This is a genomic window from Sphaerisporangium sp. NPDC049457 (assembly GCF_055586705.1).
In genome coordinates this window covers 18,502-31,486 of sequence record NZ_JBVJHR010000028.1, presented here as the reverse complement: position 1 = coordinate 31,486, position 12,985 = coordinate 18,502, and the positions used below count along the sequence as shown (strand labels likewise).

Annotated in this window: 7 protein-coding genes; 3 read left to right on the top strand and 4 right to left on the bottom strand. The window is 70.6% G+C overall.

Going from position 1 to position 12,985, the window contains the following annotated elements:
- The first annotated feature begins 173 nt into the window (after positions 1–173).
- The 3 genes from fxsT (at position 174) to ACZ6QO_RS34365 (ending at position 6,285) form a co-directional block, all read left to right on the top strand.
- Complete coding sequence (gene fxsT, locus ACZ6QO_RS34375) at positions 174–3,806, top strand: FxSxx-COOH system tetratricopeptide repeat protein (protein WP_465857089.1); 3,633 nt, start codon at positions 174–176, stop codon at positions 3,804–3,806.
- 23 nt (positions 3,807–3,829) lie between these two features.
- Complete coding sequence (locus ACZ6QO_RS34370; protein ID WP_465857087.1) at positions 3,830–4,864, top strand: hypothetical protein; 1,035 nt, start codon at positions 3,830–3,832, stop codon at positions 4,862–4,864.
- 179 nt (positions 4,865–5,043) lie between these two features.
- The gene (locus tag ACZ6QO_RS34365; RefSeq protein WP_465857085.1) at positions 5,044–6,285 is read left to right on the top strand and encodes a hypothetical protein; all 1,242 of its coding nucleotides are present in this window, start codon (positions 5,044–5,046) and stop codon (positions 6,283–6,285) included.
- 40 nt (positions 6,286–6,325) lie between these two features.
- Here ACZ6QO_RS34365 and ACZ6QO_RS34360 read toward each other — a convergent pair whose 3' ends face one another.
- The 4 genes from ACZ6QO_RS34360 to ACZ6QO_RS34345 form a co-directional block, all read right to left on the bottom strand.
- Positions 6,326–8,569, bottom strand: a complete 2,244-nt coding sequence (locus ACZ6QO_RS34360) for a hypothetical protein (protein WP_465857083.1) — start codon at positions 8,567–8,569, stop codon at positions 6,326–6,328.
- Complete coding sequence (locus tag ACZ6QO_RS34355; RefSeq protein ID WP_465857081.1) at positions 8,569–9,579, bottom strand: hypothetical protein; 1,011 nt, start codon at positions 9,577–9,579, stop codon at positions 8,569–8,571. Before ACZ6QO_RS34355 ends, ACZ6QO_RS34360 begins: the two co-directional genes overlap by 1 nt.
- Positions 9,576–10,583, bottom strand: coding sequence for a hypothetical protein (locus ACZ6QO_RS34350; protein WP_465857079.1), 1,008 nt, complete (start codon positions 10,581–10,583; stop codon positions 9,576–9,578). Before ACZ6QO_RS34350 ends, ACZ6QO_RS34355 begins: the two co-directional genes overlap by 4 nt.
- A 411-nt stretch (positions 10,584–10,994) precedes the next feature.
- Complete coding sequence (locus tag ACZ6QO_RS34345) at positions 10,995–12,554, bottom strand: M28 family peptidase (protein ID WP_465857077.1); 1,560 nt, start codon at positions 12,552–12,554, stop codon at positions 10,995–10,997.
- Positions 12,555–12,985: the final 431 nt, after the last annotated feature.

Genomic DNA, 12,985 nt, shown 5'->3' with positions numbered 1-12,985 from the left:
TATTCCGTCCCACCCAATAGCTCTTTTTGTGGCTGCTCGCCGCCTCTATACTTCACATCCTGGAGGCGACGGCACGAGGCGTTTCCCTCGCGGCCCGAGCCGCGGCAAGGGGCGTGGCGACAGTGAAACGGAGCGCGATGGGCGAGGTTCCTCCCACAATTCCATCGAGCACCGTGATCGCTTTCTATGGCCGCCGCGCCGGCATCGGCAAGTCGACGGCGCTGTGCAATGTCGCGCTCATCCTCGCCGCGGCCGGCCGGCGGGTGCTGGTCGCCGACACCGCGACCGAGTGGTCCGGCCCCTCGTCCTACCTCCACGATCTGCTGCCCGACGGCCGGCTCGAAGCCGGCGAGGCGAGCGCCGCCCCGGTGCCCCTGCGCCTCGCCGCCTCCGGCGCGGTCGAGCTGCTGTGGCGGCCGGCGGCGCAGTGGACGGCCGAGGAGGCCGGACAGAGGCGCGCGGAGCTCCTGCGGTCGCCGTACGACTTCGTGCTGCTGGACGCGCCGGCCGACACCTCCGGCGCCAGGGAGTTCATCGCGGCCGTCGCCGACACGCTGGTCCTGTGCTTCCCGATGACCCCACGGGCCGTCGAGGAGGCCGCGCAGGACAAGGCCTGGTTCGAGACGGCGCGCGGCACGACGCGACGGCTCGTACCGCTGGCGATGCGCGTCGACCCCGCCGCGGGCGCGCCGCTGTCGGAGGCCAGACGGGCCGCGCGGTCCTCAGGGCTGGCGAGCCCCGATCTGGAGATCCCCTACCGCGCCGAGTACTCCCACTCCGATGAGCTGGCCGCCCTGCTCGAACGGCCGGGCTCCGAAGGGCTGCGCGGGTCGTACGAGCGGCTGGTCACCGAGGTGACCGGGGGCGAGGTGATCCCCGTCCGGCGGGTCTCCATCGTCTACCCGCCGCGCTGGCGCGCCTGGGCCGAGTGGCTCGCAGACAGGGGCTCGCGCTACGGCATGCGTGCCGACCTGGTGCCGGAGGACGGGCTGCAGGGCGCGCCGCCGCCTCCCGGGCACCGGTGGGTGGTGCTCCAGCCCGGCGAGCTCAAGGAGGCCGCCCGGCGGCGCGTCCGGGTGCTGGGCGCGGTGCTGGTCCGCATGGACTCCGACCCCGTCCCGGACGAGCTGGCCGAGCTCGAGGTGATCGACCTGGGCGAGCTGCCGGAGGAACAGGCCCTGGCGAGGGTCCCCGCCATCCTCGGGGCCGGGTCCACCCTGCTGGAGGAGCCGGGCGACCGTCGTTTCCCAGGTGGCGCACCCGAAGTGGACGGGCTGCCCCTGGACGACGGTACGTTCATCGGCCGTGACGCGTTCTTGGAGGGCGTGCGCGACCTGCTGGAACCGAGCGCGAGCGGTCACGTCGCCCTCACCGGTCCGGGCGGCGTCGGCAAGACGCAGATCGCGGTGGAGTACGGCAGGCGCTTCCGCGGCGCCTACGACCTGGTGTGGTGGCTGGACGCCGGGCACCAGGACACCATCAGGGCGGGGCTCGTCGGCCTGGCCGAACGACTCCACCTGCCGGCGAAGGACGACCCGGTCGACGCGGTACGGGCGCACCTGGCCTCCGGACGGGTGCCCCGCTGGCTCCTGATCTTCGACGACGCCAGGGACGCCTCGGAGGTGGCCGCGGCCGTGGACCTGCCCGTCCCCGGTTCGGGCGGCGTCGGCCACGTCCTGGTCACCGGGCGCGAGCGCGACTGGCCACCGCCGTTCCAGGCCGTCGAGGTCGGGGCGATGAGCAGGGACGAAGCCATCGCCCTGCTGCGCGCGTGGGTGCCCAGGGCCGGGGAGCAGGCGGCCGAGAAGGTCGTGCAGGCCGTCACGCGAGTGCCCCTCTCGGTGCAGCTGGCCGGCGCCTGGATCCGCCGCGAACTGCTGGGGAGGGGCGCGGGACGCGCGCGCGAGCCGGGCGCCGGCGCGACGGCCGGCGTGTGGCACGGCGGCGAGGCCGAGCACGAGGTCGCCGAGCAGTTCGTGGCCGACTTCGACCAGGAGTCCAGCAGGCTGCTGCGCCGGTTCGGCGAACGGCCGAGCGTCTACCACGTGCTGGTCGAACTGGCCATGCAGAGGCTGAAGGCGGGCGTGGCCGGCCGGGCCGGCGAATGGCTGGTGGAGGCGTGCGCTTTCCTGTCCCCCCAGGGCATCGGCCCGGCCCTGCTCCGCTCCCCCCACATGCTCGTGGAGCTTGAGAGCGTCGACCACAGGCTGTCCACGCCGACGCTGATCGACGCCGTACTGCGGGAGACCGACCGCTATGCGCTGATCCGCGCCGAGCTCGGCCGTCCTGCCGATCCGGTTCGCATGCACCGCGTGGTGCAGGAGACGGTACGAGAGCGGCTGCGCCGGTCCGGCGCCGACCAGGCCCGGCGGCTGCAGATCTCGCGGGTCCTCGCCCGATACGCTCCGCGGTACGTGGAGGGCATCGACGCGAGCGCCACGTCCGTCCTGGCCGAACTCGACCGGCACCTGACCCCCCACTCCGGGGCACTGGACGCCGCCGCTCCCGCCGAGGTCCGCCAGTGGGTTCTCAACCAGCTTCGTTTCCTGCTGACCGTCGGGCACCTGAGCGCGGTCGAGCGGGCTCGCCGGCTGGCCGAGGAACTGACCCGTGTCTGGCGGCGTCCCGGGACGCCCGCCCAGGGCCCGGACCAGGACCTCGTGGCCGGGGCGCACGACGCGGCCACAGAACGGCCGGCGGAGGGCACCGTCTACGAGGAACTGCTGGTGATCCTGGCGCGCGTGCACCTGCGTCTGAGCGAAGGCGCCCGCGTCGTCCAGCTCACCGAGGACGCCCTGCCCGGTCTGACCCGCGTGCACGGCACCTTGCACCCACAGGTGCTGGAGACGACCGGAGTGCTCGCCGCGGGGCTGCGCCTGACCGGCGACTTCCCGAGGGCCTACGACCAGGCGGCCGCGGCGCTGGAGGGCCTGCGCGAGCTCTTCGGCGCCAACCATCCCGCGGTCGGCAGGGCGATGAACAACTACGCCGTCGCGGCCGGGCTGATGGGCCACTTCGAGCAGGCGCGGCAGGTGGCGGTGGACCGCTTCGAACGCCGCAAGCGGCTGTACGGGGAGGACGACCGCTTCGCCTGGCACACCGCCTGTAACATCGCCTACTTCCTGCGCGAGTTAGGCCACCTGCGGGACGCGCGCGACCTGCTGCGCCAGGCGGTCCAGCGGCTGAGCTGGCTCGACCAGCCCGCCGAGCTCGAACGGCTGACCGCGCATCTCGGGCTGGCCATCACCGAGCGCCGGCTGGGCCTGCGGGCCGGCCTGCTGCAGCGAGATGAGCAGACCCTCGCCCGGCTGCGCGCGGACTTCGGCCCTTCCCACTACGTCACGATGGGCTGTGAGGTCAGCGTGAACGCCGACCGTTACGCGCTCGGGCTGTGGGAGGAGGCCGCCAAGGGCGCGGCCGACACGCTGAAGCATTTCCACAAGGAGATGGGGGACGAGCATCCCTTCACCCAGATCTGCCGTGGCAATCTCGCGGTCTACCTGACGGCCGTCAACGAGCTGCGGGACGCCGAGCGGCAGAGTGCGCGGGCCGTGGAAGGGCTGCGGGACCGGCTGGACGACCTGCATCCCCTCCATCTCGCCGCCGCGGCGAACCATGCCGGGATCCTGGCCGCGCTGGGACGACGGGAGGACGCGATGCGGCTGGAGCGAGCGACCCTTTCGGGCCTCATCACGATCCACGGCCGCGACCACCCCACCACCAGGCTGGTCGCCGCCAACCTGAGCCGCACCGAGGCGGGCCTGACGGGCGACCGCGGCACCGTGGACATCGAGATTCCGAGTTAGCACCAGGAAGGCACAGCCGTCAGATGACCCTCCCCCAGGGATCGGCCCAGGCGTGGGAGCACTCGCCCGAGGCGAAAGCGCATCCCCTCGCCGCCCGCCTGTCCGTCAAGCGGGCCGACCACGCCGTCCCGCCCCGCTTCGACATGATCATCAAGCTCTGCGCCAAGGCGATGCCGGACATGGCAGGCCCGCACTCGGTGGTCCACTTCAGCCGGGGTTTCCACGACTTCACCATCGACCTGCTCAGCGAGCCCGAGGCCGGGCCCGAGGCCGAGGCAGGGGTCGAGGCCGTCCGCGCTGCCCGGCGGCACGCCTTCCGCCAGTTCGTGCTGGGCACCGAGCGACTGGACCAGTTGCTCGCCGAGATGGAGACCGGTTCGCTGATGCGCACCGTTCTGGAGACCCAGGACGGCTTCGTACACTGCGGCCGGATACGCCCCGGGGAGTACGTGGTGGGCGCCGCCACTGGAGCGCACGATCCGGGCCAGACGGACCGCCGGCTCAGTCTGCTGGTCACCGAGATCAGGGAACAGGTGTACGGCCTCGCCAACGAGGACCCGGGCGGCTACCTGAACCCGCTCATCGGCGAGGTGCGAGCGGCTCCGATCACGCGGCGCGCCGGTGACGACCCCGGGCAGGTTCTTCCCGGCCCGGCCCGTGAGCTGATGGACACCCACCTCAGCGTCGACGACCTGCATTATCTGGCGCTTTACAAAGACTGGCGGCTGGCCTACTCCTGCGACCTGCTCGACGCCGACGAACTGGCGCCCGCTTTCTATACGATGACGCAGGACCGGCGCCGAGACCTGTACGAGAATTTCGTGCACAAAGGACGCCGAGACATCAACCAGCTGAGTCGTGTCGTGCGCGAGGTGATCGGCGGGCGGCCGAGCAGAGTGGTGCTCGACGTCGAGGCCGGGGCCGTGTACTCACACGTGCTCGATCTGACCGGCGACTTCCTGCTGGGGATGACCCTGCGGCAGGCGGCCGTCTTCCGGGCCGAGGAGCGCATGAGCCGCGTGACCCGCGACATCACCACGTTATTGCCAGACGGCTGAGCCGATTTCATCGGGGCCAAAAATCGATAAGACGGACATATGCCGCAATAATTCGGGCTGCCATGCGTTTACTGTTCACCGTCGTACCAATATGCTGTTTCCAATGGGTGCGGTAGGGCGGTGAGGCGCTGCGGAACACGTGATCGAAAGACGCGGTTCCGCGTGAGAGAGGCGGCCGCATGACGAGTGCCACGAGTAGCGTGTCGCTGTTGTGGCCGTCCATGCGAAGGCTCCTGCTCGCCATCTCGTGCGTCGGCGCGGGTCTGCTGATCGCCCGTCTCTTCGAACTGTCGGACCTCACCCTTTCGCCCGCCTACGTCACCGGGGTCAGCGCGTTGCTCGCCCTCGGCCTGTACGGCAGCGCCTCCGGCATTCCCCGCGAGGCGGTCACCGACGTGCGGCGGGTGGTGCTGGCCGTCACGGTCGGGGTGCTGCTCAAGGCGCTGCTCATCGGCGGCCTGATGTACGCGTTCTACCCGCACCCGGCGTCCCTGGTGCTCGGTGTCGCCGTGGCCCAGATCGACCCGCTTTCGGTCGCCGCGCTGCTCACCCACTCGCAGATGTCGCGCAGGGCCAAGGGCCTCCTGCTCGCTTGGGCGTCCTTCGACGATCCCATCACCGCCCTGCTGACCATCTACCTGTCGGTCTTCGCGTTCGGCTCGGCGACCGGCGTCCTCCGCCTGGAGTCCGGCCTCGGTCCCTACCTGCTCGCGATCGGTGGCAACCTCCTGCTCGCCGCCGCGGGGTGGCTGCTCTGGCACCTCCTCAGGCGGCTCCCGCTCGGCGAGCGGGCCTTCCGCGCGCTGGCCGTCGCCGGCCTGATCGTGCTCGGCTCGGTGGCCGTATGGCAGTTCCTGATGCTGGGCATGGCGCTGCTCGGACTGTTCTACCGCCCCGCCCTCGGTGCGCTGCTGGACAGGTCGATCACGGTCACCTTCTACCTGGCGTCCGTCGCGCTGGGCCTGCTCCTGGTGAACGGGGTGTACATCGCGGCCGGGGTCGTCCTCGGCCTGGCGGCGTTCGCCGCGCAGATCCTCGTGGGCGGCCTGCTGGTCGCGCCCCGGGGCATCGGGGTGACCGACCGGGTCTACCTCGCGCTCGGACAGCAGAACGGCGTCACGGCGATTCTGCTCGCGCTCGCACTGGCCCCGGTCCACCCCCCGGCCATCCAGATCATCGCCCCCGCCATCCTGGTGATCAACGTACTGCACATCCTCGCCAACGCCGTGTGGGACCGGCGCGAGGGCATCCCCGTCTGGCTCAGCGGCATCCGGGACGGCGGCACCACCGGGGTGACCGCGCGGACGGTGCGGGTGCTCGGGGCGGGAGGCATCAGCGAGCGCGCCGGGCGGCGACTGTACGCGGCCCTGCGGCAGGAGGAGGCGGCGGCATCGGCCGCCAATGATCACCGGGTCTGCTGAACCCCCGCGATCAGCGCGGGCGCATCACCGCATCAGTGCATCAGTGCATCAGCGGGGAGCCCACCGGGCCGAGCAACTCCTCCTGCACCCGGACGGCGAGATGGGCCAGGGCATCCTCGGCGTCACGCCGCACCGAAGTGTCGATCACCTGCTCCGCCAGCCCGAGGACCTCGATCTTCTGAGCGCGCTCGGTCACCCGGAAGAGCGGGATGATCTCGGCGGTGGCGTCGTACCGCTGGCAGATGAGCCGCAACTCCTCCCGCAGGTCGTCGGAGAGCCCATCGCGGAGCGCCTGCGCCTCGGCGCGGGTCAACCACCGGGCCACCGCGTCCGAGAACTGTTCCACCAGGCGCTGGAAGAAGACGACGATGCCGAACGCCTCGAAGAACTCGCGTGAGGAAGCGGGACGGAGCGGGTAGGGCCGGGCCTGCGTGGCGTCGAAATGATCGCGAAGGAGCGCCTCGGCCCCGACCAGCCCTTGCAGGGCCGTCAGAGCGCGGGTGAAGTGGCGATGCACCCGTTCAGGGAGCCGGCGCCCGGCGTCCGTGATCGGCCCCTCCTGCGTCTGGGCCAGCGCCTGAACTCGCTCCACCTGCGCGGTCAGCCGCTCCACCATCGTCTGGGTGTGGTTGTTCTGCGCGCCGACGCGCAGAACCTCCTCGCGAATGGTCGCCAGGACCGTCTCCCTGTCAGCCTCCTCCAGCCGGCCGTAGGCCTCGGTCAGTTGCTCTCTGAGCATTTCGCGGAAGCGGTAGTGGTCGTAGACGAGCGGCTGCCGGGAGAGCGTGCCGGCGAGCGCCCGCCGCTCGGAGGGCCGCAGGTACCCGTTGACCACCACGATCACCTCCTGGCCGGGCTGGTCGAGAACGCCACGAAGCCGTTTTCGGAACGCGGCGCTCTCTTCGTCGCTCAGGATCGAGCCGGTGAGCATGACGGTGACCGCCGCACCGTCGGCGCGCCGGGAGCTGCGGAAGTCACGCTCTCCCATCTGCGTGTACGGCCAGCCGCCGGTCTGCAGCACCTGCGCGACCTCTCGGGAGACGGTCTGGAGCAGGTGCCTCTCATAGAGGTCGCGGACCCCCTCACGCACCGCGGTGGGGGTCACCTCGACGACGTCGCCCGGACGGTGGACCCGCTCCCAGATCGCCCGGCACACGTTGAGCATGAACCGCGGGTTGCCCTCCGCCAGCGCGTTGACCTCGGTCGTCGCGTCGGCGGGGAACCGGACCGGGGAATCGGGAGGAAGGTGTCGGCCGATCAGCCGTGCCGTCTCCTCCACCTGGAACGGTTCCACGGTGACGGTTCGCATGCGTTCGTGGAACCCGCCGGAGAACTTGCTCAGGTTGCCGGGCAGCGCGGAGAACACCGCCATTCCGCCGCTGGCCACCAGCACATTGGCCAGGCGTTCGAAACCCTGCAGGATCTCCACGCTCCAGGCCGGCGAGCGGTCGCTCTCTTGCATCATGCGCTCGATCTCGTCCATCACGAAGACGAACGGTTCACCGGCCTTGCCGTACAGGAAGGCCAGCATGGCGAACGCGCCGAACGCCTTGACGTCGGTGTCGATGGGCTCGGTGATGCCCCGCTCGATCAGGGTCTGGTCGGGGAACTTGCAGTTGAGCCACTCCCAGACGGCGGCCGGACGCTGGGGGGAGTACAGCAGTTCGCCGAGGTCCAGCAGCGCGAGCTGGCTCGCCAGCGCCTCCCTGTCGGTGACGCTCAGCAGGTTCTCGCCCATGATGGCTCGGATGTCGTACTCCGACAGCCGGAACCGGCGCACCACCTTGTCGGCGCGGATGGCCATGGAACGAACGTCGCTCACCTGCGCCTCTGGAGCGCCCATGCGGGCGAGCAGGTCGGCCGTCGCGTCCGCGTAGTGGTGGGCGAGGACCCTGGTGAAACCACTCTCGTCGAGGTCCGCCATCAGGTGGTCGCGATAGAGCGTGAGGAACCTGCCGGAGGCGCCGCCCGCGGAGAAGAGCTGGGGCGCGAAGTACGGGCCGAGCGGGCTGCCCTCACGGCGGGGGACGGCGGCTCGGAGGTCCTTCAGCACCACGCGGAGCAGATGGGTCTTGCCGGCGCCCAACTCGCCGGCGAAGGCGAAGCAGGCGCCGCCGCCCGGCGCCCGGGCGCTCTCACGCGTCCGCAGGCGCGCCCGGCCGAGATAGGACTCGATCTCTTGGCGCGCCAGCTTGATGGAGGCGGTCTCCACCGTCACCGGTTCCTGCGCGCCGTCCAGAAGCGCGGCGGCGGTCTCGGGGAACGGGTTGGGCGTCCGGTTCATCACACTTGCCCCTCCGGCTCCTCAAGCTGCTGCCACACCTCGGGGTTCTTCAGATCGAAGTCCGCGAAGTGCCGGTGGCGCACTTCCTCCAGACCGGCTTCCTCGAAGATCCGGCGCAGGATGCCGCGCCACTGGCCGATGCTGACGACGTCCGGCCGGCTCTTCCGGAACTCCCGCACCACGTCGCAACTTATCCGCACGGTGGATTTCGTCCGGCGCAGCCGGTTGCTGACGTACCGCCAATAATCGTCGTCCCGCAGGGAACCGATATGCATGTGGTAGAAATACCGGTCCGGGGGATTGCGCAGATTCCGGTAGAGATATGGGCCGAAAAGCTCGGGCCGCCACGCCGTCTGCTGCTCCAGCGTGTCCAGCAGGCTGCGGGAGCTCTCGGCGAGGAAGACGACCCGGTCGCGGGCCAGCCGGAGATACGTTCGCACCTGCCGCAGGGTGTCGACCGGGGGCAGCAGCACGACGAGATACTTGGCGCCGCTCCTCAGAACTTCACTGAGAGCCATGTATCCCTTGCCCGGGTCGGCCGCCGAGTGACAGGAAGCGGACAGCCTCATTTCACGCTTCCCGAGGTACAAGACTACCTCGTCGAATAAGAACTTGTCGATGTCGGCGCCAGGTATGTCGTCCGACCGAAACGACAATCCCGATAGATCCACTACTTTCACCGACGAATGCCACCAGATATTACTTATCGCGTCTTCACCAGTGATATTCGCGTTTACCGGCAGGCCACGCTTCTGCAGGTAGGCGGCGCAGGCGCCCAGAAGCGACGTCTTCCCGTCATCTCCCCTGCCGGTGGCCAGGATGAAGTAGCCGGCGTCATCGAGTTCGCGCAGATGCCTGAACCGCTCGCAGAAACCCCGGTAGACCGCGGCCAGGTCGTCCACCAGGACGTATGAGTGCAGATCATCCCGAGATGAGTGCCGGTCCGACCAAGGCCGCAACGGGTCGTCGGGGCGCTCCCGGCGCGCGCTCGCGTGCGTGAACGGGTTCACGTCCTGTTCCTCCTCAGCGCCCGGGCGGCACGGACGCGCACCCCCGCCCTCGGCTCGCTGGTGCCCCCACCACGGCCGACCGGCCACCGGGGGAGCACCCGCTCCGCCGCGGCGGCCACGGCCATCACTTCTTTCACCTCGGCGTCGAGCTCGGCGGCGCACTGTTTCGAGAACGCCTCCCTGGACTGCCGGCTCCGCTTCTCGCCCCACTCGGCGGAGGTGCCCCACGGCGGCCGCCGCCGCTCACGGAGGCGACCCAGCAGGGCCCGGCAGCCGGTCGCACCGCGAAGGCGGAGGCCGGCCAGGACGGACAGCTGTCCCTCCAGGGTGAGCTGGGCGGCGCGTACCTCCTGGTCGGAGGGAGCGGGACCATCGGCCACCCACTTGTCGATGTGCTCGGCCACCGCTCTGCGGTAGGCGACCACCACCGTCCGCAGATCCATCGCGGCCTTCGACGCCCGATCACGCCGTCCATGCCAGGCCGTCGCCACCAGCGTGAGCAGCGCACCCACCGCGACCGGCACCATGCCGCCGATCAGGCCGGGCCAGATCGAGGCATCGTCGCGCAGGCGTTGCGGGTCGGCGCCGATGAGCGTCTCGCAGGTCCGGTCGAAGGCGGCCTGGTGACTCCGCCGCCACTCGAGCGGGGTCAACCGGCGCCCGTCGACCCACACGTAGGCGGCGCGGGATGCCGGGGACGGGGTGGCCGCGGGCGAGGACGGCGTAGAAGGGCCCGGGGACGAGCTCATCGGAGGCGAAGACGGGGACGGCGACGGGGACGGCGACGGGGACGGCGACGGCGACGGCGACGGCGACGGCGACGGCGACGGCGACGGCGACGGGGACGGGGAGGCGAGCCCGAGGGCGACCGCCGCCTCCGCGAGCTCGGCCCGGTGCGCGGGAAGCAGGCAGTACACCGTGCGGGCGTCCTTCAGTTCCCGGTCATCGCCTGCGGCGGCGGTGGGCGAAGTGGCCAGGCAGGCACTGAAGGTGAACGCACCCACGAGCAACCACCTGACATTCGGACGGACCATGCCACCTTCCCGAGCTCGGTGGAGGGGACACTAGCCCAATTAGACATCAAGCGATGGGATATCAGATCAGATCACAATGGCGAAACCGTATCGATGTGACGATCGCGATGAATCGCCCCCTGTGGCCACTCCGAAAATGCTTATTCGGATTTCCGAGCCGCCGGTTGGGCCGGGAAGAGCGCCGTCGAGCGGACAAAAGGGATTTACCACCGACCGCATGATCAGGTCACGGCATCGGGAGCAGCGGCGCGAAGCGTTCCGTGGTGCTTTTCGCCGCCTCCGCGACCCTCGGAGAGAATCCCGCCCCGGCCAGGCGGGGCGCCCCGGCCGGTCAGGTCACCGGACCGTGAGTGGCCGGATACGACCGGCCGGGGCGCGGGGTCAGCGCGCGGCGTCCGAGTTGACGGCGTGGACGTGGGCCGGCGGCGCCGCCGAGCGGGCGGCGACCGCGGCGGCGCGGGCGGGGATCGAGCGCAGGTCGAAGGCGTACCTGGCCGTGGAGTCGGCGATCGCGTCGGAGTCGACGTCCAGCGCCGTCATGTTGACGTTGGCGATGGAGTCGCACGCCGCGTGGTAGCACGGGTCGTACGCCACCCCCGCCGTGCCGCCGAACAGGGCGGCCTCCTCGGCCGTCTTGATGCCCTCGGCGCCGGTGAAGATGCCCCCGGACGGAATGCCCGCGGCGATGAACGGCCCGTAGTCGGAGCGGCCGTCGAAGTCGGTGCCGACGGTGGCCAGGCCGCGTCCGGCGAAGAACTTGGCCAGGCGCCTCTCGATCGCGTCGGACCCGGCCGGGCCGGCGGGCGAGCCGGTCGCGTCGGAGTCGTCGCCGTCGTACAGCTTGTAGGCGTAGTTCGGCGAGGCGACCATGTCGAAGTTCAGGTAGAGCCGGATGCGGTCGCGCTCGGCCTGCGTCAGCTTCTCGACGTACTGGTCGGAGCCGAGCAGCCCGAGCTCCTCGGCGGCCCAGAAGGCGAACCGCACCTTGTGCCGCACCGGGTAGAGGCTCATCTGCAGGGCGGTCTCCAGGATGGCCGCGCTGCCGGAGCCGTTGTCGTTGACGCCCGGGCCTTCGGGCACGCTGTCCAGGTGCGCGCCGACCATGACGACCTCGCGCGGGTCGCCGAGGCGCGACTCGGCGATGACGTTGTCGGCCGTCCCGAGCCCGAGCTTGGCGTCGACCTTCAGGTGGACGGTCGCGCCCGGCGTGCTCGCGAGTTCGTTGCCCACGGCGAAGTCGGCGAACACCATCGGGATGCCGCCCCGCCACTCGCCGAGGTCGACCGAGTACGCGTCGGTGCGGCCGGGCTGGCCCTCGTTGAAGACGATGACGCCCACGGCGCCCGCTCCCGCCGCGTTCAGGATCTTCTGGACGAACGCGCAGGTGCCGCGCTGGATGAGCGCGATGCGGCCGGGCACGAACCCGGCGAAGTCCTCCGGCTCGCACCCGCTGGTCGAGCTGGGCGCCGGGGCGGGCGGCAACGTCACGTCGACCGCCTGCACCTGCGCCGTGACGTCACCGGAGGGTGACGGCGGGAAGGTGTAGAAGTCCTCGCCCGGGGTGTAGGCCTTGGCGTTCGGCGCGGTCTGGGCGAGCACCGGCGCGCTGTTCTCGCTCCAGCTCTCCACGTAGTTGATGGGCTGGAGCGTGACCTTGTACCCCGCCCTGCGGAGCTTTCCTGCGACGTAGTCGCGGGAGGCCGTGTAGCCCGAGGTGCCTACGGCGCGGTTGCCGCCGTTCGCGTCCGCGATCGCCTGGAAGGCGTCCAGATGCTTCTTGACGTTCTTGCCCTTCACCTGCTTGACCAGCAGCTTGGCGAACACGTCGTCGAGTGACGTCGCCGAGGCGGGCAGGGAGGGGACCAGGAACAGGGTGAGCACCGTGACCACGGTGAGGAGTCGGACGACGCGCTTGGCGCGGCGCTGAAGTGGTGAATGCATGCTTCTCCAAAGCGGGCAGATGCGTGCAAGATCGCCCAGTTGGCGTTTCAAAGAAACGTAACCCTGAGAGCGTCCGGCGTACAGGAAGTTTCATCGTCCTGCGTATACCGGCCCGCCTGCCGGCCGCCATCCGGCGCGCCCGAATCACCCGCGCGAAAGGCTCGCGCACTGGGGCGAGATGCGCGGGAACAAGGGTTCCGTCCCTCGATGACACTGATGTCGATCTTCGTGCCACCACTGCGGACCCGGCGGACCACCGCCGTTGCCCGGTAATCGAGAAGAACCTCCGGAGGGAGAAAAGCGAGCCGTCACCTTACGAGTCGCCGACCCCCGCCCCGGGGGGGGGGGGGGGGGAGAGAGGGGGGGGGGGGGGGGGGGGGGGGGGGGGGCGGGGGGGGGGGGAGGGGGGGGGTGGGGGGGGGGGAGGGGGG

Excerpts from the sequence above, each read along its gene's own strand:
- ACZ6QO_RS34345 (WP_465857077.1), bottom strand. The coding sequence starts at position 12,554 with ATGCATTCACCACTTCAGCGCCGCGCCAAGCGCGTCGTCCGACTCCTC.
- ACZ6QO_RS34365 (WP_465857085.1), top strand. The coding sequence starts at position 5,044 with ATGACGAGTGCCACGAGTAGCGTGTCGCTGTTGTGGCCGTCCATGCGA.
- ACZ6QO_RS34360 (WP_465857083.1), bottom strand. The coding sequence starts at position 8,569 with ATGAACCGGACGCCCAACCCGTTCCCCGAGACCGCCGCCGCGCTTCTG.
- ACZ6QO_RS34370 (WP_465857087.1), top strand. The coding sequence starts at position 3,830 with ATGACCCTCCCCCAGGGATCGGCCCAGGCGTGGGAGCACTCGCCCGAG.